Source organism: Haemophilus sp. THUN1692 (assembly GCF_059704395.1).
On sequence record NZ_AP046579.1, the window covers coordinates 772970 to 798992 of the forward strand.

General features: G+C 37.7%; 28 protein-coding genes, 4 tRNA genes and 1 pseudogene. 13 read left to right on the top strand and 20 right to left on the bottom strand.

Going from position 1 to position 26023, the window contains the following annotated elements; genetic code table 11:
• Window positions 1-96: 96 nt before the first annotated feature.
• The 6 genes from radA to AC6H0A_RS03715 form a co-directional block, all read right to left on the bottom strand.
• Window positions 97-1473 (bottom strand): DNA repair protein RadA, encoded by a 1377-nt coding sequence (gene radA, locus AC6H0A_RS03690; RefSeq protein ID WP_005641786.1) that lies wholly within the window; start codon window positions 1471-1473, stop codon window positions 97-99.
• 125 nt (window positions 1474-1598) lie between these two features.
• The gene (locus AC6H0A_RS03695; protein WP_005641788.1) at window positions 1599-2636 is read right to left on the bottom strand and encodes a CYTH domain-containing protein; all 1038 of its coding nucleotides are present in this window, start codon (window positions 2634-2636) and stop codon (window positions 1599-1601) included.
• A gap of 398 nt (window positions 2637-3034) precedes the next feature.
• Window positions 3035-3751, bottom strand: coding sequence for an HvfC family RiPP maturation protein (locus AC6H0A_RS03700; protein WP_005641790.1), 717 nt, complete (start codon window positions 3749-3751; stop codon window positions 3035-3037).
• The gene (locus tag AC6H0A_RS03705; protein ID WP_005641792.1) at window positions 3741-4661 is read right to left on the bottom strand and encodes an HvfB family MNIO-type RiPP peptide maturase; all 921 of its coding nucleotides are present in this window, start codon (window positions 4659-4661) and stop codon (window positions 3741-3743) included. Before AC6H0A_RS03705 ends, AC6H0A_RS03700 begins: the two co-directional genes overlap by 11 nt.
• A gap of 77 nt (window positions 4662-4738) precedes the next feature.
• Entirely contained in the window at window positions 4739-4975 is a 237-nt protein-coding gene (hvfA, locus tag AC6H0A_RS03710; protein ID WP_005641794.1) for an oxazolone/thioamide-modified RiPP metallophore HvfA, read from the bottom strand.
• Window positions 4976-5009: 34 nt separating this feature from the next.
• Window positions 5010-5450 carry an HvfX family Cu-binding RiPP maturation protein gene (locus tag AC6H0A_RS03715; protein WP_005641796.1) on the bottom strand — a complete coding sequence of 147 codons (441 nt, stop codon included), beginning with the start codon at window positions 5448-5450 and terminating at the stop codon, window positions 5010-5012.
• A gap of 218 nt (window positions 5451-5668) precedes the next feature.
• Between AC6H0A_RS03715 and AC6H0A_RS03720 the strand changes: the two genes are divergently transcribed.
• From AC6H0A_RS03720 to AC6H0A_RS03750, 7 genes are all read left to right on the top strand, one after another.
• A complete protein-coding gene (locus tag AC6H0A_RS03720) occupies window positions 5669-6349 on the top strand; it encodes a TIGR00153 family protein (protein ID WP_005641798.1) in 681 nt (226 codons plus the stop codon).
• Between the two features lie 24 nt (window positions 6350-6373).
• Window positions 6374-7636 (top strand): inorganic phosphate transporter, encoded by a 1263-nt coding sequence (locus tag AC6H0A_RS03725; protein WP_005641800.1) that lies wholly within the window; start codon window positions 6374-6376, stop codon window positions 7634-7636.
• Window positions 7637-7703: 67 nt separating this feature from the next.
• Window positions 7704-8315: a TIGR04211 family SH3 domain-containing protein gene (locus tag AC6H0A_RS03730; protein WP_005641802.1), complete on the top strand. Its 612-nt coding sequence runs from the start codon at window positions 7704-7706 to the stop codon at window positions 8313-8315.
• Window positions 8316-8321: 6 nt separating this feature from the next.
• Window positions 8322-9572, top strand: a complete 1251-nt coding sequence (locus tag AC6H0A_RS03735; RefSeq protein WP_005641804.1) for a multifunctional CCA addition/repair protein — start codon at window positions 8322-8324, stop codon at window positions 9570-9572.
• 71 nt (window positions 9573-9643) lie between these two features.
• The gene (gene lolB / locus AC6H0A_RS03740; RefSeq protein WP_290438349.1) at window positions 9644-10264 is read left to right on the top strand and encodes a lipoprotein insertase outer membrane protein LolB; all 621 of its coding nucleotides are present in this window, start codon (window positions 9644-9646) and stop codon (window positions 10262-10264) included.
• Window positions 10265-10275: 11 nt separating this feature from the next.
• Window positions 10276-11217 (top strand): 4-(cytidine 5'-diphospho)-2-C-methyl-D-erythritol kinase, encoded by a 942-nt coding sequence (gene ispE / locus AC6H0A_RS03745; RefSeq protein WP_044232913.1) that lies wholly within the window; start codon window positions 10276-10278, stop codon window positions 11215-11217.
• 1 nt (window position 11218) lies between these two features.
• A complete protein-coding gene (locus AC6H0A_RS03750) occupies window positions 11219-12166 on the top strand; it encodes a ribose-phosphate pyrophosphokinase (RefSeq protein ID WP_005641811.1) in 948 nt (315 codons plus the stop codon).
• A gap of 128 nt (window positions 12167-12294) precedes the next feature.
• Here the strand turns inward: AC6H0A_RS03750 and tnpA are convergent, their stop codons facing one another.
• The 4 genes from tnpA to hmrM form a co-directional block, all read right to left on the bottom strand.
• Window positions 12295-12759: an IS200/IS605 family transposase gene (gene tnpA, locus AC6H0A_RS03755; RefSeq protein ID WP_005639541.1), complete on the bottom strand. Its 465-nt coding sequence runs from the start codon at window positions 12757-12759 to the stop codon at window positions 12295-12297.
• A gap of 183 nt (window positions 12760-12942) precedes the next feature.
• The gene (gene tyrS / locus AC6H0A_RS03760; protein ID WP_005642310.1) at window positions 12943-14130 is read right to left on the bottom strand and encodes a tyrosine--tRNA ligase; all 1188 of its coding nucleotides are present in this window, start codon (window positions 14128-14130) and stop codon (window positions 12943-12945) included.
• Between the two features lie 200 nt (window positions 14131-14330).
• Window positions 14331-15047, bottom strand: coding sequence for a DNA/RNA nuclease SfsA (gene sfsA / locus AC6H0A_RS03765; RefSeq protein ID WP_005642312.1), 717 nt, complete (start codon window positions 15045-15047; stop codon window positions 14331-14333).
• Between the two features lie 8 nt (window positions 15048-15055).
• A complete protein-coding gene (gene hmrM, locus AC6H0A_RS03770; RefSeq protein WP_005642314.1) occupies window positions 15056-16450 on the bottom strand; it encodes a sodium-coupled multidrug efflux MATE transporter HmrM in 1395 nt (464 codons plus the stop codon).
• Between the two features lie 42 nt (window positions 16451-16492).
• On the opposite strand from hmrM, the gene ribE reads away from it, so the two are divergent.
• Window positions 16493-17107, top strand: a complete 615-nt coding sequence (gene ribE / locus AC6H0A_RS03775; RefSeq protein WP_005642315.1) for a riboflavin synthase — start codon at window positions 16493-16495, stop codon at window positions 17105-17107.
• Between the two features lie 79 nt (window positions 17108-17186).
• Here the strand turns inward: ribE and AC6H0A_RS03780 are convergent, their stop codons facing one another.
• Complete coding sequence (locus AC6H0A_RS03780; RefSeq protein WP_005642317.1) at window positions 17187-17834, bottom strand: OmpW/AlkL family protein; 648 nt, start codon at window positions 17832-17834, stop codon at window positions 17187-17189.
• 264 nt (window positions 17835-18098) lie between these two features.
• Window positions 18099-18695 carry a DedA family protein gene (locus AC6H0A_RS03785; RefSeq protein ID WP_005642319.1) on the bottom strand — a complete coding sequence of 199 codons (597 nt, stop codon included), beginning with the start codon at window positions 18693-18695 and terminating at the stop codon, window positions 18099-18101.
• 224 nt (window positions 18696-18919) lie between these two features.
• Between AC6H0A_RS03785 and rplY the strand changes: the two genes are divergently transcribed.
• Entirely contained in the window at window positions 18920-19207 is a 288-nt protein-coding gene (rplY, locus tag AC6H0A_RS03790) for a 50S ribosomal protein L25 (protein WP_005642321.1), read from the top strand.
• Between the two features lie 93 nt (window positions 19208-19300).
• Here rplY and AC6H0A_RS03795 read toward each other — a convergent pair whose 3' ends face one another.
• From AC6H0A_RS03795 to AC6H0A_RS03815, 5 genes are all read right to left on the bottom strand, one after another.
• Entirely contained in the window at window positions 19301-19873 is a 573-nt protein-coding gene (locus AC6H0A_RS03795) for a DUF2726 domain-containing protein (RefSeq protein ID WP_005642323.1), read from the bottom strand.
• A 151-nt stretch (window positions 19874-20024) separates the two neighbouring features.
• A tRNA-Gln gene (locus AC6H0A_RS03800) sits at window positions 20025-20099 on the bottom strand.
• Window positions 20100-20145: 46 nt separating this feature from the next.
• A tRNA-Gln gene (locus AC6H0A_RS03805) sits at window positions 20146-20220 on the bottom strand.
• Between the two features lie 28 nt (window positions 20221-20248).
• Window positions 20249-20333 (bottom strand) — tRNA-Leu (locus AC6H0A_RS03810).
• Window positions 20334-20338: 5 nt separating this feature from the next.
• A tRNA-Met gene (locus AC6H0A_RS03815) sits at window positions 20339-20415 on the bottom strand.
• Between the two features lie 303 nt (window positions 20416-20718).
• Between AC6H0A_RS03815 and lysC the strand changes: the two genes are divergently transcribed.
• Window positions 20719-22071, top strand: coding sequence for a lysine-sensitive aspartokinase 3 (gene lysC, locus AC6H0A_RS03820; protein ID WP_005642325.1), 1353 nt, complete (start codon window positions 20719-20721; stop codon window positions 22069-22071).
• A gap of 176 nt (window positions 22072-22247) precedes the next feature.
• On the opposite strand, the pseudogene AC6H0A_RS03825 reads toward lysC, so the two are convergent.
• Window positions 22248-22460, bottom strand: a pseudogene (locus AC6H0A_RS03825) (hypothetical protein); the annotation flags it as partial.
• Window positions 22461-22625: 165 nt separating this feature from the next.
• Window positions 22626-23300 (bottom strand): 5-acetyl neuraminic acid cytidyl-transferase, encoded by a 675-nt coding sequence (gene siaB, locus AC6H0A_RS03830; protein ID WP_005642326.1) that lies wholly within the window; start codon window positions 23298-23300, stop codon window positions 22626-22628.
• Between the two features lie 113 nt (window positions 23301-23413).
• On the opposite strand from siaB, the gene AC6H0A_RS03835 reads away from it, so the two are divergent.
• From AC6H0A_RS03835 to AC6H0A_RS03845, 3 genes are all read left to right on the top strand, one after another.
• Window positions 23414-24076, top strand: a complete 663-nt coding sequence (locus AC6H0A_RS03835; protein WP_005642328.1) for an NAD(P)H-dependent oxidoreductase — start codon at window positions 23414-23416, stop codon at window positions 24074-24076.
• A 71-nt stretch (window positions 24077-24147) separates the two neighbouring features.
• A complete protein-coding gene (locus tag AC6H0A_RS03840) occupies window positions 24148-24417 on the top strand; it encodes an AbrB/MazE/SpoVT family DNA-binding domain-containing protein (protein WP_005642329.1) in 270 nt (89 codons plus the stop codon).
• Window positions 24411-24773 carry a type II toxin-antitoxin system PemK/MazF family toxin gene (locus tag AC6H0A_RS03845; protein ID WP_005642330.1) on the top strand — a complete coding sequence of 121 codons (363 nt, stop codon included), beginning with the start codon at window positions 24411-24413 and terminating at the stop codon, window positions 24771-24773. The genes AC6H0A_RS03840 and AC6H0A_RS03845 overlap by 7 nt, the downstream gene beginning before the upstream one ends.
• A 35-nt stretch (window positions 24774-24808) precedes the next feature.
• On the opposite strand, the gene apbC is transcribed toward AC6H0A_RS03845, so the two are convergent.
• Complete coding sequence (apbC, locus tag AC6H0A_RS03850; protein ID WP_005642332.1) at window positions 24809-25921, bottom strand: iron-sulfur cluster carrier protein ApbC; 1113 nt, start codon at window positions 25919-25921, stop codon at window positions 24809-24811.
• Window positions 25922-26023 lie beyond the last annotated feature (102 nt).

The window sequence follows — 26023 nt, forward strand, 5'->3', positions numbered from 1 at the left end:
TATGTTTATTTTAACAAATTTTGCTAACGTTTTCAGTACAACGGGATTAGATAATTCATTTCCATTGAGACTATTAATTATTTCTAATGGAAGTATTTAGAAATTGTCCAATACAGCTAGCGCATCGGAAAGTTTCTTCACTGTAAAAACTTGCATATTTTCGACCGCACTTTTCGGCTTGTTACCAAAAGGAACAATAGCACGTTTAAAGCCATGCTTTGCCGCTTCACTAATACGCTCTTGTCCACTTGGCACAGGGCGAATTTCTCCCGCTAATCCAACTTCACCAAAAATCACTAAATCTTGTGGCAAAGGGCGATTACGAAAACTAGAAATTAATGCAATCAACAAAGCCAAATCCGCACTTGTTTCACTCACTTTTACCCCCCCAACGACATTGACAAAGACATCTTGATCAGCCATTTGTAAGCCACCATGTCGGTGTAACACCGCCAATAATAGCGCTAAGCGATTTTGCTCTAATCCCACCGCAACACGACGAGGATTCGCTAGCATTGAATGATCCACTAAGGCTTGAATTTCAACTAAAAGAGGACGCGTGCCCTCCCAAAGTACCATAACGGAACTGCCTGATGTAATCTCATCACCTCGACTTAAAAAGATCGCAGATGGATTTTTTACTTCTCGCAAACCTTGCTCGGTCATACCAAATACGCCTAATTCATTCACCGCACCAAAACGGTTTTTATGGCTACGCAAAGTACGATAGCGAGAATCGGCTTCGCCTTCTAATAGTAATGAACAGTCAATCGCATGCTCTAACACTTTCGGCCCAGCAAGGGTACCGTCTTTCGTTACATGCCCCACCATAATAATGGCGACTTGTCGTGTTTTCGCATAACGAGTGAGGAAAGAAGCACATTCACGCACTTGCGCTACACTTCCTGGTGATGATTGAATATCTGCCAGATGCATTACTTGAATGGAATCCACCACTATAATTTGCGGCTTCAACTGATCCGCTAAATTACAAATCTGTTCCACAGAGGTCTCTGACAACATTTTTAATTGATCGTTTGGCAATTCCAATCGACTAGCGCGCATCGCAACCTGTTGTAACGACTCCTCTCCCGTTACATAAAGTGCGGTCATATTTTTCGCTAAACCACACATGACTTGTAATAACAAGGTACTTTTCCCTGCACCAGGATGCCCACCAATTAAAATCGCACTGCCTGGTACGATCCCGCCCCCCAGTACGCGATCTAATTCATTAAAGCCACTGGAAAAACGTGGAGTTTCTTGCAAACTAATTTCAGAGAGCGTTTGAATTTTTGCCTGAGTTTCACCTGCGTAGCCACTAAAACGATCGTTTTTTGATTTTGCCGTGGAAATTAACCGCACTTCCGTGATTGTATTCCACGCTTTACAAGCCGAACATTGCCCTTGCCAACGAGAAAACTCCGCACCACAATCGTTACATACATAAGCTGTTTTCGGGGCTTTAGCCATTTTTCATCCTTCTCATTCTTTAACCTAGTATTTATATACCTATGGCTAAATATCGTTATATTGTTCAGGGCAAGCTGACATAATGCCTAGAAATATAGCTTACCCATTTGCACGGTTGATTCGCATTACGCTGAAAATCTCATTAATTTGATCATTCGCTCAAAATAAACTCGACTTTTCAAAAGTGCGGTCAATTTTTCAATAGTATTTTCATTGTTTTTCGTTTCACTATGAAAACGAATCAAATCACGGATTTCAGCAAAAATTTTCTGATTGCTTTCTAACAAAGCAGGTAAGAGCGTTTCTTTTTGTTTCTCTGTTGCCACTGCTTCTAGGATTTTTCCATTTTCATCATAATAATGATAAAGATTAAAAAATGCCCCAACTCGCTCCACTGTTTTCATAAAATCTTGGCTAAAAAGTGCGGAAGAAAAGGATAAGGTTTCTTCCAAAAGTTTCTGTTCCATTTTCAACACTGAATTAAATTTTGCACCAAAATCTACCGCACTTTCTTCTCGTTCTTCTTTTAAGAAATCACGCCATTTATTTAACCAATCTGTTAAAAATTGTTTTGAACCCAGCAAATAACCACGCTTTGCTTTACTTGCGCTACTAAAATAAATATCTCTTTCGAAAGGCAAAGTTTCCACAAAATCAAAAAGATCCTGCACATTGCCAGATTTCAATTCAAACTCAATTTCACAAATCGGTTGCTCAGATTCGCCTACAATAATTTTGCCTTGATCAAAAGCCACTTCAATTTTGGATTGTTGAAATTCAACTAACCAAAAAGTGCGGTTAAAATCTGTGGAGAAAATAGGTTGTAGTGTCGAACTAGGTAATTGTTCAAAAGGATAAAACTCTCTTAATTGGGCATTAGTTGGCGTTTCTTTTTCGGTTAATGATAAATTATATTCTGGGCGACTATGCAATCCACCAACAACTTCGCCGTTGGTTTTAAGCGTTAATGTAAGTTCTTGATCTTCTTGACGAATACGTAATCCCATCTTTTGTTTAGCAAGAAAATGATCCGGATAATCATAATAAGTATTACCCAAAAATAAATCTTGATGATCTAAAATCGTAAATTTTGCAAGATATTGTGGCAATTCAATACTGATTTGTGGCGAGATCGCCAATTTTAATTCAATTTCTTGTAGCATAATATTCCTTATTCAAATTAACTGTTTGAATATACAATACAATAAAAATAAATCAAGATTTTTGTGGTGTTTTACTTTACATATTAAACAGCTATAAATGAATTTTTATTTATTGTGCAGTATTTTCCTATAATTAAAATATAGGAAATTATAAATGAAAGGTTATTCAAAAATTATGTGATAAATTTTCATTATATGAAATTGAATAAATTGGAAATCAAATATTTATATTTATAACTGAAAGGTTTCATTTAAGCGGAGAATATGATTCGAACTGTTCTCAAATCTATACTAAAAAGATTTGGATAATATATGGAAAATACTAGCCAAGAAAAAATTAGGTGAAAAAGTCATCTTTTTCACCTATCTAACATTTTATGAGTTTTTCTATACAAAATTTATCCCTCTTTCGGATAAAGCACTTCAGCATTAATCCAATTAACCCAAGTGTTTTCCAATAATGGAATTAAGGGGGTGCTATCTTCAACTACAGTATTTAAGGCAGATAATACCTCTTCTAAAGACGAAGGTTGTTCTTGTATATAACTTAATAGCCAAAAGTCAAGTTCAGATAAGCGTTGTTGCAGAATATTAAAATCGCTATCCCGCCATATAACAGCTTGCATAGGGTTTTCATCAAATTGTTTAAAATCGCTTGATAAAAAATCGACTTCATAGCGTTTTAAATAAGCTGCATCAGATAACTGCATTACGCTATGCTTATTCCACTCAAATTTTTCAGGTACTTTTGCTAAAGAAACTTCTGCAAGTAACTGAGTATTTTCAAAATCCATCAATGCCAGTATTTTGGCATCAAAACTCTCTTTTTCTTGACAAAATAAGAGAAATTCTCCAGCAATATCCTGAAAATAAGGCGAATGTGATTTTCCTGTTAATACAAACATTTCTTTTGTCTGAAACCAACTCTCAGCAGAAACGTGTTTAGGTGCTTCAACAAAACAACGGTCAATAAAACCAAAGATGTTATTTCGAACTAAGCGAGCATAAACAGCAAGGCGATTCGGAGCATAACCATTTAGAGGTTGAGCATTAGCCAATCGAACTGCTGTGGCAAGTGCTTTTTGTGTTTCAATAAGCGAAGGTTTAGGCTGCATAGGATATTACCTCTTTTTGAGCATATTTTTGCTGTAGTTGTGCAATATGTTCAACTTCAGCATAAAGTTCTGCAAATGGAGGGAAATTGAAATCACGCTCTAATAATGTTGGCGGAATGGCAGGTCGTCGTTGATAGGCATATTCTAATAAATCCCACACAGTACCTTTTACTGCCTCACCGTGCGTATCAATTAATAACTCTGGTAAATGGCGATATGCCCCTTTTATTTTATTAAATGATTCTCCTTCTAAATCCTCCACAACTTGTGCTGCAGAATGTTCTTCATCGTGTCCTGCAATATGAATGTAATTGACACGTTTCACATCTACTTGATCTAAAAAAACATAAGGATCGAGTAAACCGTGATTGACGCCATTTACATAAATATTATTCACATCTAAATGAATACCACAATCCGCTTCTTGTGCAATAGCATTTAAAAATTCTACTTCATTCATTGTGCTGGTGGGAGAGTGTAAATAATAAGAGGTGTTTTCTAATGAAATTTGTAATCCTAAAAAATCTTGCACATAACGGATTCTCTGTGCTACGTGTTTTACAGCTTCTTCAGTAAATGGCATAGGTAATAAATCATATAAATGCCCTTCACATTCACAATAACTCAAATGTTCAGAAAAAAATGTCGAATTATATTGAGTCATTAATGCTTTAGTATTTTTTAATAACTCGCGATCAAGTGGTGCTTGCCCGCCTAATGAAAGTGATAGTCCGTGTACCGCAAGTGGATATCTTTCAGCGGCTTGATCAAATTTATAACGAGCAGCTCCTCCCATTTTTACCCAATTTTCTGGAGCAACTTCCATAAACTGAATCGCATTATTTGATGATAAATTCAAAAAATCATCCGCTAAATCTCGACGATACCCTAATCCTGCACCTTGTAACATAATTATTTACTCCTTTTAATACAACACTGGTGTAAATTTACACCAGTGCTATGTGTGGCATCTAGATTTAAATACGATTATTTAGAGCCGCATTTACCTTCACCACATTTACCTTCTGAGGCTTTCGTTTCGTTTGCACCACATTTGCCTTCTCCGCATTTACCTTCTGCAGCTTTTGTTTTCACACATTTATCACCTACACAAGGTGTTACAGCTTTATCCATACTGCTTGATTTTGGCTCAGCGTGTGCAACAGTAGCTACTGTCATCGTTAATGCTCCTGCTAATGCGGCTAAAGTGGATAATTTTTTCATTTAAATCTCCTAGAATTTGATATTGAATATATAGTTAGAGGAATTTCAACCAGCTTTTAGTTGGATAAACCTTCTTAATAAGCGTGTCTAAAGAGAGTTTCCCTGCTCCCTGCGTAATTAAGATTAATAAAGTTACCACATAAATTAAGGATAATTTATAACCATTATCACAAACGTTATAACCTGAATCGGCGTGAATGCTATACCACGCGACAGAGATTAAAATCGTTAAACTTAATGCACTAAAACGAGTTAGTACTCCGAATATTAGCAAGAATGGGAGAATTAATTCCGACCCCATTGCAACGTGCCAATTAATATCAGCAGGAATAAGATTAAACGGAAAAGGAAAACGATCTTGTATTTCAGTAAACCAATTTTGACCATTCCATTTTTCTAACCCAGCCTCTAAAAATTCCCACGCAAGAAAAAAGCGTAAAATCAATAAACTCACGCCGCTGCTAATACCTTTCATCTTACAATCCTTCATTTTTTACCTTTCAAATTTTCTCGCTTTTAAAGCGAAAAGTGTATTGGACCACTTATCTTACCACACTAGGAAATATTACCCAGTTATTTAGTTAGTCGAAGATAAACCTTCTTTCTTACAAATTTTTTTGAAAAATTTTAAATATCAACAAAAATCGGGTAATATGCGCACGAATTTTTAACCCCTTATGGAGTAAATCACTTATGGCAATGAATAATATTCTCGGATTATTTGCCCATTCGCCTTTAAAACCATTGCAAAAGCATTCGGAAAAAGTCACTGAATGTTGCGATCTTTTAATTCCTTTTTTTGAAACCACCTTCTCAAAGGATTGGGAAAAAGCGGAAGAAAAACGCTTAGAAATCTCTCAGCGTGAACGTGAAGCGGATAGCTTAAAACGTGAGATTCGTTTGAAATTGCCACGTGGTTTATTCTTACCTATCGATCGTACTGATCTCTTAGAATTAGTCACGCAACAAGATAAATTAGCAAATTTTGCTAAAGATATTGCAGGCCGTATGATTGGGCGTCAATTTGGTATTCCTGAAGAAATGCAGGAAGAATTCTTACATTACGTAAAACGTAGTTTAGATGCAATTCATCAGGCTCATCGAGTAATCGAAGAAATGGATCAACTTTTAGAAACTGGTTTTAAAGGCCGTGAACTAAAATTAGTTAACGATATGATTCAAGAACTCGATGCAATTGAAGATGATACCGACCAAATGCAGATCAAATTGCGTAAAATGCTTTACACCATCGAAAGCCGTTATAACCCAATTGATGTGATGTTCTTATATAAAATTATTGAATGGGTTGGTGTGCTAGCTGACCAAGCACAACGTGTTGGCTCACGCATTGAATTAATGCTGGCGCGTTCATAATCAACAAAACATAGGAAATTAACTATGGAAGTTATTAGTCAATATGGTTCATGGTTGGTGTGGATTACAGCAGCCTTCGGCTTTTTTATGGCTTTCGGTATCGGAGCAAATGATGTTTCAAATTCAATGGGTACATCTGTAGGATCTGGTACTGTAACAGCCAAACAAGCAATTATTATCGCATTAATTTTTGAATCTGCTGGCGCATATCTAGCCGGTGGTGAAGTAACAGAAACCATTAAAAGTGGCGTAATCGATCCAATGCAATTTGTGGATACGCCCGATATTTTGGCACTAGGTATGCTATCTGCTTTATTTGCCTCTGGCGCTTGGTTATTTATCGCAACGAAAATGGGCTGGCCGGTTTCAGGTACTCACACTATCATCGGTGCAATTATTGGATTTGCATGTATTACGATTGGCCCAGGTGCAGTAGATTGGTCAAATATTGGTAGCATCGTTGGTAGCTGGTTCATCACGCCTATCATTGCAGGTATTCTCGCCTATGCAATCTTTGCAAGTACGCAAAAACTTATTTTTGATACCGAACATCCTCTAAAAAATGCACAAAAATATGGTCCTTATTACATGGGGATAACCGTATTTGTGTTGTGTATCGTAACCATGACAAAAGGTTTAAAACATGTTGGTTTAAATCTTTCCAATAAAGAAACTTTAGTCATTTCACTTGTCATTAGCCTTGTAGGTATGCTGTTTTTCCACTTCTATTTTAAAAGCAAAACATTCACTCAATCTGCAAGCAAAGGGACTTTTGGTGCGGTAGAAAAAGTCTTCAGCATTTTAATGTTATTAACCGCCTGTGCGATGGCTTTCGCTCATGGTTCGAATGATGTAGCTAATGCAATTGGTCCACTTTCAGCGGTGGTATCAATCGTAGAACAAGGCGGTAAAATTGTTTCAGGTGGAGCCCTAACGTGGTGGATTTTACCACTAGGTGCATTAGGTATTGCTGTAGGCTTAATTACTATGGGACAAAAAGTAATGGCGACTGTTGGATCAGGGATCACCGATTTAACCCCAAGCCGTGGCTTTGCCGCTCAATTTGCCACCGCGATGACCGTTGTAGTTGCATCTGGTACAGGTTTGCCAATCTCAACAACACAAACACTTGTTGGGGCAATTTTAGGTATCGGTTTTGCTCGCGGTATTGCGGCACTCAATTTAACGGTTATCCGAAATATCATTAGTTCTTGGATAATCACTTTACCAGCTGGCGCATTCTTCGCAATTATTATCTTCTATTTACTGCGTGCAGTGTTTAATTAATTTATTGCAACAAAAAGTGCGGTTTATTTAGCCGCACTTTTGTTGTTTTTATTTTTAAGGAGAAAGCATGAAAAAAATCTACAATACACTTCTATCTTGCGCCTTACTTGGTACAGGTATTGCAACTGCCCATGCAGAAACACAATATGTTACTGAAAATCTCAGTACTTTCTTACGCCGAGGTGCCGGTGAACAATTTAAAATTGCAGGTTCAATTCAAGCGGGCGAAGCAGTGAATGTATTAGATCGCCAGGGTAAATACACACTCATTCGCGACAATAAAAATCGTGAAGCTTGGATTTTAAATTCAGACTTAAGCAACACGCCAAGTAGTAAAGAAGAAAATCCAAAATTAAAAGCTCAAGTTCAAGAATTAACCTTAAAACTTAGTCGTTTAGATGGCGATTGGCAACAACGTACCGTAGAAATGCAACGTCGAACCAAACAAGCTGAGCAACAAAGTGCGGATCTTTTAGAACAAAATTCACAATTGAAACGTGAACTTGAAATGACCAAAAATAAAAATCGTGATTTAGAAGCGATGCTTGATGCAGGTAAACGAGAAATTGCGATTCAATGGTTTATTTATGGCGGTTCAGTATTGGGCGTAGGCTTACTCTTCGGTTTACTCATTCCTTATGTGTTACCAAAACGTCGCCGTCGTGATGGTTGGGCATAATCACGAATGAAAGTTTATTTGGTTGGTGGGGCTGTTCGCGATCAATTATTGGGTTTACCGGTAAAAGATCGTGATTGGATTGTAGTAGGCGCAGACCCCGCTACTCTACTCTCTCTCGGTTATCAACAAGTAGGCAAAGATTTTCCGGTTTTTCTCAATCCTAAAACAAAAGAAGAATATGCGCTTGCTCGAACAGAACGAAAATCTAGCGCAGGTTACACTGGCTTTATTTGTGATTTCTCCCCAACAATTACATTAGAACAAGATTTAATTCGACGAGATCTCACTATTAACGCCATGGCTCAAAGCGAAGACGGTGAAATTATCGATCCTTATGGCGGAAAACAAGATTTAAAAAATCGAATTTTACGCCATATTTCTCCCGCTTTTTCAGAAGATCCTTTACGTGTATTGCGTGTGGCACGCTTTGCAGCCCGTTATCATTCTCTCGGTTTTAAAATCGCATCAGAAACACTATCCCTAATGGCGGAACTTGCCCAATCGGGAGAATTACAACATCTCACGGCGGAACGCGTTTGGCTAGAAACAGAAAAAGCCTTAAACGAAAAAAATCCTGAAATTTATTTTGAAACCTTACATAAAACAGGTGCATTAAGAGTTTTATTTACTGAAATCGATGCCCTTTATGGTGTGCCAAATCCAGTAAAACATCATCCAGAAGTGGATAGTTTTATTCATACCATGTTGGTATTAAAACAAACGGTTAATTTGACTGAAAATAACCCTATCTTAAATAAAAGTGCGGTCCGTTTTGCCGCAATTTGTCATGATCTTGGCAAGGCTCTTACGCCTCAAAATATTCTTCCTCATCATTATAGGCATGAGCAAGCTGGCATAAAACCAACTAGATCATTGTGCAAACGCTTGAAGGTTCCAAGTTATTTTCAAGAACTTGCAGAACTAACTTGTGAATTTCATACGCATATTCACAAAGCCTTTGAGCTTCGAGCTGAAACCGTCATAACGCTGTTTAATCGTTTTGATGTGTGGAGAAAACCACAACGCTTTCAAGAATTTCTACAAATATGTCTAGCTGATACTCGAGGTAGAACCGGTTTTGAAAATAAAGACTATCCACAAATAGATTATATGAATCAATTATTACACTCGGCAAATGAAGTAGATGTACAGCAAGTTATTGCAGATGGATTTGAGAAACAAGAAATCAGAAGTGAATTGACAAAACGAAGAATCTTAGCGGTTAAACAAACAAAAACGAATTACCAAAAAAATTAACAAATAAAAGTAACTTTACTCAATTAAACTAAATCCTTAAAATACGCGAGCTTATTAACTTGATGAATAATATGAAAACGTTTAAATTTCTCACCGCACTTTTTGTAATCAGCATACTTACAGCCTGTACGATGGATGCTGACCGTCCAGTTAACGTGCAATATATCGATAAAACCGACGCCACATGGCAACAGCATTTACAAAAGATTCAAAAAATTCAATCCTATCAAGCTAAAGGACAAATTGGTTATATCAGTCCTACAGAACGTTTTTCTAGCCGCTTTGAATGGCAATACCAAAATCCAAAATCTTATACGCTTAAACTCTATTCTTTAATCAGTAAATCTACTCTTTGGATTCAAATGCACCAAAGCGGGATGACAATTTCCGATAACAACGGCAATCAACAATCTGCAGCCAATGCGAAACTATTATTACAAGAGATTATTGGAATGGATGTGCCATTAGAACATTTAGCATATTGGTTGAAAGGCCAACCGGCAATGAATGCGAATTATCAAGTCGGTACTAATCATTTACTTGGCGCATTTACTTATCATGTGGATGGTTCTCAATGGACAGCAGATTATCTCACTTATCATTCAAATAATTCGATGCCTGAAGACATTCTGCTAAAAAATGACAGCACGAAACAAACTCTAAAAATTCGCGTGGATGGCTGGATTTACTAATGAATACATTAATGAAATCACATCAATTTTCTACCGCACTTTGTCAAAATACAACACAATCAAATGGGAAGCCATTGCGCTTCCCTAGCCCAGCCAAACTGAATTTATTTCTTTATATCAACGGGAAATTGCCGAACGGCTATCATGAATTACAAACACTTTTCCAATTTTTAGATTTCGGCGATTGGTTAGAAATTAGTATCCGTGAAGAAGATAATCAAATTGTTTTAACGCCAGAAATTCCAAATCTAAAAACGGAAGATAATCTAATTTATCGGGCTGCAAAACTTTTACAAGAAAAAGCCAATATTCAATTGGGTGCAAATATTCATTTAGATAAAATTCTTCCAATGGGAGGCGGTGTTGGTGGTGGTTCATCCAATGCAGCAACTGCATTGGTCGCATTAAATTATTTATGGCAAGCCAATTTATCCATTGATGAACTGTCAAAATTAGGATTAACACTAGGCGCAGATGTGCCAATATTTGTACATGGGCACGCTGCTTTTGCTGAAGGTGCCGGGGAAAAAATTACCTATTGTGAACCTGCTGAAAAATGGTTTGTTGTATTAAAACCTGATGATTCAATATCGACGGCTGTGATATTTCAAGATCCAAATTTACCACGTAATACACCTAAAAAATCCCTAGAACAACTTTTGAGTGAACCTTATGTAAACGATTGCGAAAAAGTTGTGGTAAATCATTATTCAAACGTTGAAAAAGCGTTAAACTGGTTGCTACAATATGCGCTGGCAAGATTAACAGGAACGGGAGCATGTGTTTTTGCTGAATTTGATAATGAAGCAGAAGCGCAAGCGGTATTTAGACAAAAACCAGAAGCATTTTTTGGCTTTGTTGCGAAAGGACTCAATGTTTCTCCCTTGCACGCAATGTTGAAGCAGCTATCATCAACTTATACTCATCGACAATCTAAACCTGAGGTTTTATAAAATGCCTGACATTAAACTCTTCGCGGGTAATGCAACACCTGAACTTGCAAAACGTATTTCTGAACGTTTATATATTTCGCTAGGCGATGCTACGGTCGCACGTTTCAGCGATGGTGAAATCCAAGTTCAAATCAATGAAAATGTGCGTGGTGCGGATGTATTTATCATCCAATCAACTTGTGCGCCAACCAATGATAACTTGATGGAATTGATTGTGATGGTAGATGCATTACGTCGAGCATCTGCTGGTCGTATTACTGCCGTGATTCCTTATTTCGGCTATGCTCGCCAAGATCGTCGTGTTCGTTCGGCTCGTGTACCAATTACCGCTAAAGTTGTGGCAGATTTACTTTCAACTGTTGGTATTGACCGCGTATTAACCTGCGACCTACACGCAGAACAAATTCAAGGTTTCTTTGATGTTCCTGTGGACAACGTATTTGGTTCTCCAGTTTTAATTCACGATATTTTGAAAAAATCTGATCTTGAAAACCCTATTGTTGTTTCCCCAGACATTGGCGGTGTTGTGCGTGCTCGTGCGGTAGCTAAATTATTAAACGATACCGATATGGCCATCATTGACAAACGTCGTCCACGCGCAAACGTAGCACAAGTGATGCATATTATCGGTGATGTTGCAGATCGTGATTGTATTTTAGTAGATGATATGATTGATACTGGCGGTACACTTTGTAAAGCGGCAGAAGCATTAAAAGAACGTGGTGCAAAACGTGTTTTTGCTTATGCAACTCACGCCGTTTTCTCTGGCGCTGCAGCCAAAAACTTAGCCAGCGATGCCATCGATGAGATTGTTGTTACTGACACCATTCCATTATCAGAAGAAATGAAAGCTATCGGTAAAGTTCGCGTGCTTACCCTTTCTTCCATGCTAGCAGAAGCCATTCGTCGCATTAGCAACGAAGAGTCTATTTCTGCGATGTTTAACTAAATTAAAATTTTAATAACAATCCGCACGTAAAACGTGCGGTTTTTTAGGCTCCCCTATAAGAGCCTATACTTCACAAGCCCCTCAAGGGGCTTGTGAGAACTGACAACCGCGTCTAATTATTTCCTTGATTACCCCTTAAAGGGGTCAACATGTTCTTTCGTTGATAAATTATCTTGAACCATATCTTCTTTTTCTTGGTTTCTTATATAATCCTCTACCACTTTTGTATTTAACCCTACTGTGCTTACAAAAAATCCTTTCGCCCAGAAATGCCTATTTCCATATCTATATTTTAAGTTCGCGTGTCTTTCAAAAATCATCAGCGCTGACTTCCCCTTCAGATAGCCCATAAAACCTGATACTGATATTTTAGCTGGGATTTTTAAGAGCATATGGATATGGTCTGGCATTGCATGCGCTTCTATTATCTCCACATTTTTATAGTCACATAACTGCCTCAATATTTGACCTATATCTGCTCTTAACTTTCCATAAATTGCTTTTCTTCTATACTTCGGGATAAATACAATGTGATACTTACAGTTCCATTTTGTGTGTGATAGACTTGAATCGTCACTGGTTTTACTTACCATGATAATCCTCCTATATGTTGAATTTTGGTTGTCAGCTTTGTTCATTATATAGCGAGGATTTTTTCTGTTCATCGCTTAAGCTATTTGGCTCCATACGCATAGCGTATGGTTTTTATAGCCAGACTTTTGGCTGGCTATAATGAAAAATACCGCACTTTAAAGTGCGGTATTTTTTTACCTATTTTATTCAATCGTTACACGCGCAAATTTTCGTTTACCCACTTGGTAAATATTTGTACCTTTCGGTGCATTGTCTTTTACGTTATCGACTTTTTCACCATTGATTTTTACACCGCCTTGTTGAGCAGAGCGAATCGCTTCAGAAGTGGAAGGCACAAGACCTGCTTCTTTTAATAAGGTGGCTAAACCCATTTCGCCAGAGAACGTAAATTCAGGCATTTCATCAGGCATTGCGCCTTTTTGAAAACGATTAATAAATTCTCGTTCTGCAGCGTTTGCTGCCTCTTCGTTGTGGAAACGTGCAATTAATTCTTTTGCTAGTAAGATTTTTACATCACGAGGATTCTTGCCGTTTTCTACTTCCGATTTTAATTGTGCAATTTCACTTAATGGACGGAATGAAAGAAGGTTATACCAATCCCACATCAATTCATCAGAAATTGACATCACTTTACCGAACATATCGCTTGGTGCTTCCGTTACGCCAATATAGTTACCAAGTGATTTGGACATTTTTTTCTCGCCGTCTAAGCCAACGAGCAATGGAAGTGTAATCGCAACCTGTGGTTTTTTGCCTGCTGATTTTTGTAATTCACGACCAACAAGTAAGTTGAATTTTTGATCTGTACCGCCTAATTCCACATCTGCATCCAATGCAACGGAATCGTAGCCTTGCAGTAATGGATAAATAAATTCGTGGATTGCGATAGGTTGGTTATTGCCAAAGCGTTTTTTGAAGTCGTCACGTTCAAGCATACGCGCAACGGTGTAGTTGCTTGCAAGACGAATCATACCTTCTGTACCAAGTTTGCTTAACCATTCAGAGTTGAAGACGATTTTGGTTTTTTGTGGATCGAGAATTTTATAAATTTGCTCTTTATAGGTTTCAGCATTACGCAATACGTCTTCACGGCTGAGTGGAGGACGTGTGGCATTTTTACCTGATGGATCGCCCACCATTCCAGTGAAATCACCAATTAAGAAATAGACTTCATGACCGAGTTGTTGAAATTGACGTAATTTGTTTAATACAACGGTATGCCCTAAATGAATATCAGGTGCGGTTGGGTCAGCGCCTAATTTTACTTTTAATGGGCGATTTTCTTTCAGTTTTTCGATTAAATCCGCTTCTGAAAGGATTTCATCAGTACCGCGCTTTAGTTCCGCGAGAACGGTATTAATGTCAGTCATTATTATTTCCTAATTATGTTTTTTGAAAGGTTTTATTATAGGGATTCTTGGCGATTTGTGAATAAAAAAAACGCCTATTTGTGGGGAAATAGGCGGGAATGTTGGAGTGATTATCTAATATTGTTGTTGGAATCGCTAGATGATAATTGTTATCAATAAGCTTGTCAATAACTAAATGGAAAATAATTCTCAAAAAAATATTATTTTATATAAGGCACTGATTCTGTTAAGGAAAGTGCGGTAGGAATTCCATTAGAAATTTCAAATTGTCCCGCATAAGCATAGGCTTCAACGCCTTGTTCCATTGCTTCTTTTAATAAGCGATCATATTCGGGATCGATATATTCTGCGATTTTGAAACGATCAAAACCATTATGTAACCCAGCAAATAGCACCACTGCGCGATGACCTTGTTTTTTCATTGCGAGTAATTCTCGGACATGTTTTTGCCCACGCGTAGTGATCGCATCGGGAAACATGCCTAAATTTCCTTTCACTAAGGTGATGGATTTCACTTCCACATAACAATCGGGTAAGCCTTCACCTTTTAGTAAGAAATCAATTCGGCTATTTTCTTCACCATATTTCACTTCAGGATAAATTTCGTTATACATTGCTAATTCTTTTATTTGCTTATTTTGCAGTGCTTCAAAGACAAGCTGATTAGAACGATGCGTATTGATACAACAAAGTTGTCCATTCGCAAGTTGAGTGAGTTCCCAAGAATGAGGATATTTGCGGGTTTGGCTATCGGAATGTGAATACCAAATTTTGTCGCCTTTTTCACCGCACCCAGTCATCGCGCCTGTATTGGCGCAATGAATTGTCATAATATCACCAGTTGGCAGTTCAATATCCGCAAGAAAGCGTTTGTAACGACGAATTAATGTCGCCGATTGTAAAGCTGGAAGTTGCATAAAGTTCCTTATTTGAGTTTTTCTAAACGTTGTAAAATGGCGTTATCGCTCATGGCTTGCATTTTTTTCATTCTCAAAGAAAGTAAAATCGCTGCAAAAGTGAGTGAGACCACAAAGGCAATCCAGAAACCTTTCGCATCAATGTGTAGCACAAGCCAATCTGTACGACCGAGCGTATAACCAAGTGGCACACCAATTACCCAATAAGAGAAAAGGGTAATATATAAAATGACTTTAGTGTCTTTATAGCCACGTAAAATGCCGACAACCACCATTTGAATGGTATCTGAAAATTGATAAAGTGCGGCAAATAATAATAAATTTGCAGCCATGGCGATGACAATTTCATCTGTCACGAAGATCGATGCAATTTCATAACGGAAGAAAATCGTAATTAATGCGGTAATGATTGTCACCGTTAGCCCTAATAATAATGCGGCATAGCTCATTTTTTTCGCATTTTTTGGAGAACCTGCCCCCAATGCTTGTCCGACTAAAATCGTTGTTGCCATACCAATTGACAGGGGGAACATAAAAATGAAAGAGCTGGTATTCAATGTAATTTGATGGCTCGCTACAATGGTTGAGCCCAGCGGAGAAAGCATTAACGAAGTGAGAGCAAATAACGCCACTTCACAACAAAGTGCAATAGCAATGGGTAACCCTAAACGCAGTAGTTTTTTAAGTGTTTTGGGATTTGGCATTTCGATTAATTGGCTAAACACTTTTAGCGAACGTTCTTGAGTATTAGTGTAGGAATAGAACATCATCATTAAGCACATTGCCCAGTTCACAATAGCTGTTGCAATGCCACAGCCCACCGCACCAAAAGCAGGCATACCAAATTTTCCATAAATAAAAATGTAATTAAGCGGAATATTGAGCAGTAAACCTAAAAAGGTAATGATCATCGCAGGCTTGGTTTTGGCAATCCCATCATTCAAACAGCGAAAATTAATCAACATCAAATAAGCAGGTAATCCCCACAACATCGCATGTAAATAATCGCGTGCTAAATCTGACATTTTGCTTTCCATTTGCATATATTGCAGCAGAATTTCACAGAAATAAATCAGCAAACCTAAAGGAATACTCATGCCTAACACAAGCCAAATGCCTTGGCGAACTTGATGGGCAATGCGATGGCGTTGACCTGAACCGTTTAAATAAGAAATGGTCGGAGGCAGCGCCAATAATAAGCCTTGACCGAAAAGCACTAATGGCATCCAAATAGACGCGCCAACAGAAATTGCAGCCATATCAGTGGAACTCACTCGACCAGCCATAATGGTATCCGCTAATCCCATTGAGTTTTGTGCGATTTGCGCGAACAAAATGGGTAAAGAGATTTTAATTAATTTTTTAATATCAGCGTGATATTGGGATAAAAGACGAAAATTCATAAATTTGATATACTAAGAAAAATTTTTAGAAAAGGAAAAAATATGTTTACCGGAATTGTACAAGGCACTGCGCCTATTCATTCAATTACAGAAAAGGCTAATTTTAGAACACAAGTGGTAAAATTACCACCTGAAATGCGTAAAGACCTAGAAATTGGCGCATCGGTGGCAAATAATGGTGTATGTTTAACCGTGACTGAAGTCAACGGCGATCTCGTTAGCTTTGATCTCATGCAAGAAACCTTAAGAATTACGAATCTTGGAGCAGTGAAAGTAGGCGATAATGTGAATATCGAACGAGCCATGCAAATGGGAACAGAAATTGGCGGGCATTTATTATCTGGTCATGTGTATTGCACCGCAACCATTTCAGACATTTTTGCCAGTGAAAATAACCGACAAATTTGGTTTGAGTTGCCAAGCGCAGATATAATGAAATACATATTAACGAAAGGATTTGTTGCGGTAGATGGCATCAGTCTGACTATTGGCGAAGTAAAAAGCACGCAATTCTGTGTGAATTTAATTCCTGAAACTTTGCAACGAACCTTAATGGGGCAACGTAAAGTGGGCGATATTGTGAATATAGAAATTGATCCACAGACCCAAGCCATTGTGGATACAGTGGAAAATTATTTAAAAGCGAGAAATTTATAGTCTATTGAAATAAAAAGAGCGGCTAAAAAAACACAGAATTTTTTAACCGCTCTTTTGTTTTATTGTTTTATCAATGAAATTAGAATTTCACTGCAATGCCTGCAAAGTACACCATTGGATCAAGTTTTAACTTAACTTCATGATTTGCACCAAGTGCTTGGAATTTTGCTGTGGTTTTAATATGTGTATACCATGCTGAAACATTAAAATAAACATTCTGAGCCAATTTCACATCTAAGCCCACATTTGCTACAGGACCAAATGAATGTTTTTTCACTTCTAAGTTGGTAACTGCAGGGTTAACAGATTTTGCGTGATAGAAACGAGTATAGTTTAAACCAGCACCTAAATAAGGACGTACAGCTGAATCTGCTTTAAAGAAATAGTATTGAGCATATAAACTTGGCGGTAATTGTTTCACGATTGCTGTTTTACCTAAATCAAGGTTACGTGCAGGTACATTCGCATGAATTTTATGAGAGAACGGCGTTGCAGCTAATAATTCCACACCAATATTATCCGTTAACATATAGGTTCCAGTTAAACCTAATTGAGTATTATTTTTTACTTTTAATCCCACATCAATAGATGTTTGAGTTCTTGAGCTTGAATTTGCATCTACAGTAATTGCACCGGCACGTACCACAACACTTCCAGCTTCGTGTGCAGCTGCTGAACCTGCTAATAAAACCCCACCTAACATAAGTGTTAATGCTGTTTTTTTCATAGTGACATTCCTTAAAAAATTTTATTTATTCATTTATACCTAACAAGAGGTACGTAGAGTTTACTCATTTAAAGAAAAATTTTATTGATAAAAATCAAATTTTTTGATGATTATTGGAAAGGTAAATATATAATCTATGTCAAAATTGGGTATTTGAGTTGAATTAAGTGATCAAATAAAGCCAATATACTTAGATTCAAGATAAAAAAGAGCGGTTAAAAAAACACAAGATTTTTTAACCGCTCTTTTGGTTGATTACTTCGTTTATTTTTTCGATTTTTTCCATTTCCAGAAAAGGAATAGGGCAAGTAAAGCGATAAGCACATAAATCACCATTTGACCTTTTTGGATTTGAGCATGTAACCAGTCTAAATTTTTTGCACCAAGTTCGCCTAAATAAACCCAAATTGGCACAGAAATAATAGCAGCACAGAAATCAATCAAGACAAAACGTGTGTAACTTACACGGCGAGTAATTCCAGAGACCATATAAATTGGGGCACGCAAACCAGGTAAAAAACGTGCGACAAATAACACACGGTTGCCATATTGGCTGAATTTTTCACGCACCATTCTTAAACGTTGTAACGTCACGATTTTACGCATTGGGCGAAAACGTAAAATTTTTGTGCCATAAATACGACCAAGCCAATACATACTAGAATCGCCTGCAAGTACGCCAAGCATACTGATCAGCAACATTAAATGTGAATTAACACTTTCTGGATAAAGCCCCGCAATGACACCGCCAGAAACTAACGTAATGTCCTCAGGAATCGGTACACCAAATCCGCAAATAATTAAAACAAAAAGAACAGCCCAATAGCCGTACTCAGTAAAAAATCCAATCAGAAATTCCATAATCTTCCTACTTTATTTTTTAATGAATATCGTAAAAAACTGTTAAGCATTCTAATCTTTTCAGGGTAAAAAACCTAGAAAAAGTTTGCTTTGAAAAGAGGGATATTCTATAATTTGCCGTCTCAAAGCGTGGCCAGTGCTTGTCTTTGGGAACTATATTTGGAAAATTGCTGGGTCGCCTGCAATTTTCTTTCTTTTAACATTAATTTAAAGAGAACATTAAAATGGCATTTAAATTTAACGCTGAAGTTCGTACAGCGCAAGGTAAGGGTGCGAGCCGCCGCCTGCGTCATAATGGTCAAATCCCTGCAATCGTTTATGGTGGCAGCGAAGAGCCAGTTTCAATCATCTTAATCCACGATGAATTAAACAACGCGCAAGCACATGAATCTTTCTATTCTGAAGTGATTACTTTAGTGATCGGTGGTAAAGAAGTTGCAGTTAAAGTACAAGCAATGCAACGTCACCCATTCAAACCAAAATTGGTTCACATTGACTTCAAACGCGCGTAATTTACAAGTTTGAACAAAGTAAAAAAGCTAAGATATCAGTCTTAGCTTTTTTGTTCTGAGTATTTTAATTATTTCTCAATAAATACCTAAACTTTAATTTTTTATCAAATAACGTTTTAAGTTTTCAACAACAAATTCTAATTCTGCTTTTCCATAGTTTGGCTGAAATTCTAAAAAAATCACCCCAGCCTTTCGACAAGCCTCCCGTTTCACTGCATCATGCTTCGCTGCATTATCCTGATAATGTCCCTGCCCTTGATATTCAATTACTATTACGGCATAGCCTTTCTTATCTACAATCAAAAAATCTACTCGTTTACTATTTATCGCAAAATGGGCCTCTTTATCTATTGATTCTAAAAACTCTCCCATTGAAACCTGAGTAAATAAACGGAACTCTTGATAACCTTTAGATAACAATTTTTCTAAACGAAGAAAAAGTTGATATTCACTCTTATTCATCAAGGCTTTTCTTTTATACTTACTCAATATAATGACATCAAGATGATCATTTTTATTCACAATATTAATTTTGTTTTCTGTCGAAAGATGAAGACGACTCTTCTTCGCATTACGACGAGTTGATCTCGATTTAGATGAAAATAAGCCAATTAGAAATAAAATAACAAAAATGAAAATAATGATGTATTGTAAAGAAAATTCCATATTGCTCTCCTAAATGAATAGGAAAACAAGATAGCATTAATAGAATATTACTTCATATTACAAATAAACGTGTTTGAGATCTGGATCGCAAAAACAACCTTAAATAAGGCAAAAAACTAGCTTTTATTAGAAGTATGAGAATTTAAAAATATGGCTGGGGTACTAGGATTCGAACCTAGGGATGCCGAGATCAAAACCCGGTGCCTTACCGCTTGGCAATACCCCAACAGAGAAATCTTTGAGTAGATATAAAGAAGATTTATTTGATAGTATGGCTGGGGTACTAGGATTCGAACCTAGGGATGCCGAGATCAAAACCCGGTGCCTTACCGCTTGGCGATACCCCAACTACTATTTGACTTACAAAGCAATAAATGGTGCGGGACGAGGGACTTGAACCCACACACCTCTCGGCGCCAGAACCTAAATCTGGTGCGTCTACCAATTTCGCCAGTCCCGCAAATTTGGTGGCTACAGCGAGATTCGAACTTGCGACCCCAACATTATGAGTGTTGTGCTCTAACCAACTGAGCTATGTAGCCATTACCTTAATTTGCCTAACCATATCGGCTTTGCGGGGCGTATTATGCTGATTTTGACTATACTCGTCAAATACTTTTTTTAAAAAATTTGGATTTTCCTTTTCATTTGATTATTAATAAAACACATCAACTATTTTTTATACATTTCTACAATATCATATTGGCTTTTTTAGCACTTTAATCGCTATTTCTCTTTTACTCACTCATCTATTTATTTTTAATTAAAATTTATTTGACAAAAAATGCCTAAATCATTATTTCTAATGTTCATTATTCTAAAAACACAAAATCTAGGAGTATCTTATGTCCCATCTCTCAGTCGCCAAATTTGGCGGAACATCTGTAGCCAACCATGCAGCAATGACAGCTTGTGCAAAAATTGTGATTGCCGATCCAAATACACGCGTAGTCGTGCTTTCTGCATCAGCTGGAGTGACAAATTTATTAGTCGCTTTAGCAAATGGTGTAGAAGCGACAGAACGCGAAAAATTAATTGGTGAAATCCGTCAAATTCAAGAGAATATTTTGAATGAGTTAAAAGACGACAGCCGTGTTCGTCCAATTATTGAAAAATATCTTGAAAATATTACCGCACTTTCTGAAGCAGCTAGTCTTGCAACCTCTCCCGCATTAACCGATGAACTCATCAGCCACGGTGAAATGATGTCAACTCAAATCTTTATTGAGATTTTACGTGAACAAAACGCATCGGGTACTTGGGTTGATGTACGTACAATTATTGCAACCAATAACCATTTTGGTAAAGCAGCACCGAATGATGAACAAACCCAATCAAACAGCAATAACATTTTAAAACCATTAATAGACCGCGGCGAATTAGTCATTACTCAAGGTTTTATCGGGCGTGAACCAAGTGGTAAAACAACTACATTAGGCCGTGGCGGTAGCGACTACTCTGCTGCTTTGTTAGCCGAAGTATTAAATGCAAAAGACGTTTTAATTTGGACTGATGTCGCGGGTATTTACACAACCGATCCACGCATTGTTCCTACTGCACAACGAATCGATATCATGAGTTTTGCAGAAGCCGCTGAAATGGCAACCTTTGGCGCAAAAGTGCTACACCCAGCCACATTACTCCCTGCAGTACGCAGCAATATCCCCGTTTATGTGGGTTCAAGTAAAGCACCAGAAGCGGGCGGAACTTGGGTTACTCGCGATCCTCAACCTCGTCCAACTTTCCGTGCAATTGCATTACGCCGAGATCAAACTTTACTCACTCTTTCAAGCTTAAGTATGCTGCATGCGCAAGGTTTCTTAGCGAATGTGTTTAACATTTTGGCTAAACACAAAATTTCAGTAGATACTATCACCACATCAGAAGTGAGCGTTGCATTGACGTTAGATAAAACTGGCTCTGCATCTTCAGAGGCGGAATTACTTTCAGCTGAATTATTAGATGAACTCCGTCAATATTGTTCAGTAAAAGTCGATACTGGATTGTCATTAGTCGCATTAATCGGCAATGACTTACATATTGCTTCTGGTGTAGCAAAACGTATTTTTGATACGCTTCAATCTTACAACGTGCGAATGATTAGTTATGGCGCAAGTACCAATAATATTTGCATGTTAGTGCAAAGTGAACATGCTGACGAAGTCGTTCGTTCATTACACAAATCCTTATTTGAATAAAGTCTAAACCTAAAGTGCGGTTGTAGCCGCCCGCAAATTTTGAGAAACATAACCGTTAAAAGTGAGAAATCTGAAATCTTGGCTGTTTCCCATTTTAAGCGGTTAAAAATCGCTAAATTTGAGAAATAAAAACGCCCTTTAAATCATCATTAAAGGGCGTTTAAATTTTACAGAGTTTAGAACTTGTAAACCATATTATCCTCATACTTACCTGAATAGCTTGCTGAGGCATTGACTACAATTCGTTGCGCATTATCAAAGGCTTGCCAATTATCAATCTTATCTTCCTGCATATACTCAATAAACCGCACAAACTCCGACTTCGTTGAACTGAAGAATATATAAGGTGGTCGTGTAATATTTACCAATCTCAAGAAGTCAGAACAATCTTTACAATAATTTACATTTAAAAATATCATAAAAACGCAAAGCAAACGCTTGCTTTTTTTGCACAAGAAGTAAGCAAAAATGCGGTGATTTTTAGGGGAGTTTTTATTGAGAAAAAGCAAATAGGCTTATCAAAAAACAAAGACCGCAAAGTGCGGTCAATTTTCTTAAAATTCTTTTGAAATTAAACTTTCTGCTAATTGCAAATCAAGTGTGGAATCGATATCAATAGAACGATAAGTTGGCATTAAATAAAAACGCATTGGCACAATAAAAAAGCGTTTCTCTTCAAAGAGACTTTCGATGTCATTAATATAAATTGCGCCATTTGCACGATAAGATTTCGGTAATTTTTGGCGAGGGGCTTCAAAATCCGTTAATTCGTGAATAGGCTGAACTTCGGTGCCTTCTAAAGTGAAGGATTTATAAGGATGATGCTCACATTCGCAAGCTGAAACCACGGATTTATATTTGCCGCCAAGGAAAATTTCCATCGCATTACGAATATCTAAAGCATTGCGCAATGGGCTGGTTGGTTGAAAAAGTGCGGCGGTGCCTTGTGAAATATTAAGTGTTTCTAAGCAATGCAAAATAGCATCAATGGTGCGCGTATCACTTTGTGCCAAACTTTCAGGGCGTGCCACTGGTTTTGCACCATATTTTGTGGCTTCTTTTAAAATATTTTCACCGTCTGATGTCACCACAATTTGATCAAACATGCCCGATTCTTGCGCTGCCAAAATCGCTCGCCCCACCAAAGAAACGCCACCCACAAGCTGTAAATTTTTGTCTTTAATTCCTTTAGAACCTGCTCTCGCAGGAATAATTGCAATTCTTGTCATTATTTTCACCCTCTGTGATAAAAGTGCTGACTATTCTAGAATCTTTCCCTTGTTTTAGCAAAAACTAATCTTTAATATGGCAGCACATTTTTGTTTAAAAAAGAGGAAATAAAATGACTCAACTTACTCGTGAACAAGTTCTTGAACTCTTTAATCAACGCAGCTCAACACGTTATTACGATCCCGCAAAAAAAATTAGTGATGAAGATTTTGAATGTATTTTAGAGTGCGGTCGATTATCGCCGAGTTCTGTCGGCTCTGAGCCTTGGAAATTTTTAGTGATTCAAAATAAAACCTTACGCGAAAAAATGAAACCTTTTAGCTGGGGAATGATGAATCAGCTTGATAATTGCAGTCATCTTGTGGTGATTTTAGCGAAGAAAAATGCCCGTTATGACAGCCCATTTTTTGTGGATGTAATGGCGCGCAAAGGCCTGAACGCAGACCAACAACAAGCCGCCCTCGCGAAATACAAAGCACTGCAAGAAGAAGATATGAAATTGCTCGAAAGCGACCGCACTTTATTTGATTGGTGCAGTAAACAAACTTATATCGCCCTTGCCAATATGCTTACTGGAGCTACAGCTCTTGGCATCGACTCTTGCCCTATTGAAGGTTTTCATTACGATAAAATGAATGAATGTCTCGCCGAAGAAGGATTATTCGATCCTCAAGAATATGCGGTTTCTGTCGCCGCAACCTTCGGCTACCGCTCACGCGATATTGCAAAAAAATCCCGTAAAACGTTGGATGAAGTGGTGAAATGGGTGGGGTAAATTAGAGTTGTTTTATTTTTTATTTGCACTACAATGTTGCACAAAGTAGCACTTTAATCTAGGAGATCATTATGCAAGCGACATTAAGACAACAAGGTGGTGCCGCAATTCTAACTGTTCCAATGGCAATATTGCAAAAAATGGGCTGGGAAATTGGAAATAAAATCAATTTAGAACCGCAAGGAGAACAAGTTGTGCTGACCCCAGTTAAACGGAAAGCAAGAGGACGAAAGAGCATTGCGGAATTATTAACAGCTATTGATAGCAAAGAAATAGCAAACTTAAATGCATCAATCTCAGAACTCACTAGCTCTAAAGCCGTAGGGAAAGAAGTATGGTAATGCGAGCCCCAAAAAAAGGTGAAATTTGGTACATTGATCCCGATCCAACAAAAGGAAAGGAATTACACAGCCCACATTACTTTATTGTCATAACTGATGAGTTATTAAACAACGCATTAGGAACGGCTCTTTGTTGCCCAATTTCAACAGGTGGAAATGCAGCACGTTCACAAAGTGTGACAGTTACTCTTGATGGAAATAGCACTCAATCAGGAAAAATAACTGGTGTTATTTTGTGCCACCAACTAAGAGCATTAGATTTAGAAGAACGACAGGCAAAATTTGCTACAAAAGCAGAAGATTATTTAATCGATGAAGTTATTATGAAACTTGTTGATTTAATTGATCCACAATAAAACAGGGCTGCAAATGCAGCCCTATCTTTTTTCGATTATTTCACTTCTTTAAATAAAATCTCACTTGGGATGACGGAACCTTGCCAATAAAGTTCTGTAGAGACTTTTTCTGCGAGTTGTAGGAACGCTTGTGAAATTTCATTTTCAGGCACTCGCACAACAGTTGGGTTGCCCGCATCTAAATCTTCACGGATACGAATGTGTAAAGGAAGCTGAGCTAATACTTTCACATTGTATTTTTCCGCCATTTTCTCTGCACCGCCTGTGCCAAAAATCGCTTCGTGGTGACCGCACTCGCTACAAATGTGCATAGACATATTTTCTACAATACCCAACACTGGCACGGATACTCGCTCAAACATTGAAATACCTTTCACCGCATCAAGCAAAGCAATATCTTGCGGAGTTGTCACTACCACTGCACCAGTCACAGGGATTTGTTGTGATAAGGTAAGTTGAATATCGCCCGTGCCCGGAGGCATATCGATAACAAGATAATCTAAACTATCCCATAGGGTTTCATTTAATAATTGGCTTAATGCGCTACTCGCCATTGGGCCACGCCAAATTGTTGCGCTGTCTTCATTCATTAAAAAGCCAATAGAATTTGTAGATAAACCATGTGCTTTAATTGGAGTGATGTGTTGATTATCTGGAGAAGTTGGACGTTGATCCGCTGCGCCTAACATATGTGGAATGGAAGGGCCATAAATATCCGCATCTAAAATTCCTACGCGTGCGCCTTGTGCTTGTAATGCTAAAGCTAGATTAACAGAAACCGATGATTTCCCTACGCCGCCTTTGCCAGAACTCACAGCAATAATATTTTTCACACCTTTTACAGCGGGTTGATTATTTGCACGTTTAAGTGTAGCGATTTGATACGAGATCGCCCATTTAATTGCTTTGCAATCTGTCGCTTTCAACAACGCATCTGAAACCGCTTGTTTTAACTGTTCTGCACCAGAATTCCATGCAAAAGGTAATTTCAATTCAATGCGTAAAGTATCACCGCCCTTTTCCACTTTTTTCAAAGTATTAAGCGCAATCAGGTCCTTTTGCAGGGTTGGATGCTGAAATTGTTGAATAATCTGCTGAACTTGATTTTGCTGCTCGGCAGTCAAATTATCAGAAAAGTAGGTTGCCATAATAACTTCCTGTTTAGTAGAGTAAATTTGTCGGGCATATTTAATCACGGAAAGTGCGGTATGTTAAGTTAAAGTTTTTCAAACTAGAAAAAAAGTGATAAC

What these genes read in the sequence shown, in the direction of transcription:
- AC6H0A_RS03700 (WP_005641790.1), bottom strand. Translation starts at nt 3,751, where the DNA reads ATGCAGCCTAAACCTTCGCTTATTGAAACACAAAAAGCACTTGCCACA.
- sfsA (WP_005642312.1), bottom strand. Translation starts at nt 15,047, where the DNA reads ATGCAACTTCCAGCTTTACAATCGGCGACATTAATTCGTCGTTACAAA.
- tyrS (WP_005642310.1), bottom strand. Translation starts at nt 14,130, where the DNA reads ATGACTGACATTAATACCGTTCTCGCGGAACTAAAGCGCGGTACTGAT.
- AC6H0A_RS03735 (WP_005641804.1), top strand. Translation starts at nt 8,322, where the DNA reads ATGAAAGTTTATTTGGTTGGTGGGGCTGTTCGCGATCAATTATTGGGT.
- radA (WP_005641786.1), bottom strand. Translation starts at nt 1,473, where the DNA reads ATGGCTAAAGCCCCGAAAACAGCTTATGTATGTAACGATTGTGGTGCG.
- AC6H0A_RS03835 (WP_005642328.1), top strand. Translation starts at nt 23,414, where the DNA reads ATGACTCAACTTACTCGTGAACAAGTTCTTGAACTCTTTAATCAACGC.
- hmrM (WP_005642314.1), bottom strand. Translation starts at nt 16,450, where the DNA reads ATGAATTTTCGTCTTTTATCCCAATATCACGCTGATATTAAAAAATTA.
- ispE (WP_044232913.1), top strand. Translation starts at nt 10,276, where the DNA reads ATGAAATCACATCAATTTTCTACCGCACTTTGTCAAAATACAACACAA.
- ribE (WP_005642315.1), top strand. Translation starts at nt 16,493, where the DNA reads ATGTTTACCGGAATTGTACAAGGCACTGCGCCTATTCATTCAATTACA.
- AC6H0A_RS03725 (WP_005641800.1), top strand. Translation starts at nt 6,374, where the DNA reads ATGGAAGTTATTAGTCAATATGGTTCATGGTTGGTGTGGATTACAGCA.
- apbC (WP_005642332.1), bottom strand. Translation starts at nt 25,921, where the DNA reads ATGGCAACCTACTTTTCTGATAATTTGACTGCCGAGCAGCAAAATCAA.
- lysC (WP_005642325.1), top strand. Translation starts at nt 20,719, where the DNA reads ATGTCCCATCTCTCAGTCGCCAAATTTGGCGGAACATCTGTAGCCAAC.
- lolB (WP_290438349.1), top strand. Translation starts at nt 9,644, where the DNA reads ATGAAAACGTTTAAATTTCTCACCGCACTTTTTGTAATCAGCATACTT.
- AC6H0A_RS03720 (WP_005641798.1), top strand. Translation starts at nt 5,669, where the DNA reads ATGGCAATGAATAATATTCTCGGATTATTTGCCCATTCGCCTTTAAAA.
- AC6H0A_RS03730 (WP_005641802.1), top strand. Translation starts at nt 7,704, where the DNA reads ATGAAAAAAATCTACAATACACTTCTATCTTGCGCCTTACTTGGTACA.
- AC6H0A_RS03705 (WP_005641792.1), bottom strand. Translation starts at nt 4,661, where the DNA reads ATGTTACAAGGTGCAGGATTAGGGTATCGTCGAGATTTAGCGGATGAT.
- AC6H0A_RS03715 (WP_005641796.1), bottom strand. Translation starts at nt 5,450, where the DNA reads ATGAAAGGTATTAGCAGCGGCGTGAGTTTATTGATTTTACGCTTTTTT.
- AC6H0A_RS03750 (WP_005641811.1), top strand. Translation starts at nt 11,219, where the DNA reads ATGCCTGACATTAAACTCTTCGCGGGTAATGCAACACCTGAACTTGCA.
- AC6H0A_RS03695 (WP_005641788.1), bottom strand. Translation starts at nt 2,636, where the DNA reads ATGCTACAAGAAATTGAATTAAAATTGGCGATCTCGCCACAAATCAGT.
- AC6H0A_RS03795 (WP_005642323.1), bottom strand. Translation starts at nt 19,873, where the DNA reads ATGGAATTTTCTTTACAATACATCATTATTTTCATTTTTGTTATTTTA.
- AC6H0A_RS03840 (WP_005642329.1), top strand. Translation starts at nt 24,148, where the DNA reads ATGCAAGCGACATTAAGACAACAAGGTGGTGCCGCAATTCTAACTGTT.
- rplY (WP_005642321.1), top strand. Translation starts at nt 18,920, where the DNA reads ATGGCATTTAAATTTAACGCTGAAGTTCGTACAGCGCAAGGTAAGGGT.
- hvfA (WP_005641794.1), bottom strand. Translation starts at nt 4,975, where the DNA reads ATGAAAAAATTATCCACTTTAGCCGCATTAGCAGGAGCATTAACGATG.
- AC6H0A_RS03780 (WP_005642317.1), bottom strand. Translation starts at nt 17,834, where the DNA reads ATGAAAAAAACAGCATTAACACTTATGTTAGGTGGGGTTTTATTAGCA.
- AC6H0A_RS03845 (WP_005642330.1), top strand. Translation starts at nt 24,411, where the DNA reads ATGGTAATGCGAGCCCCAAAAAAAGGTGAAATTTGGTACATTGATCCC.
- tnpA (WP_005639541.1), bottom strand. Translation starts at nt 12,759, where the DNA reads ATGGTAAGTAAAACCAGTGACGATTCAAGTCTATCACACACAAAATGG.
- AC6H0A_RS03785 (WP_005642319.1), bottom strand. Translation starts at nt 18,695, where the DNA reads ATGGAATTTCTGATTGGATTTTTTACTGAGTACGGCTATTGGGCTGTT.
- siaB (WP_005642326.1), bottom strand. Translation starts at nt 23,300, where the DNA reads ATGACAAGAATTGCAATTATTCCTGCGAGAGCAGGTTCTAAAGGAATT.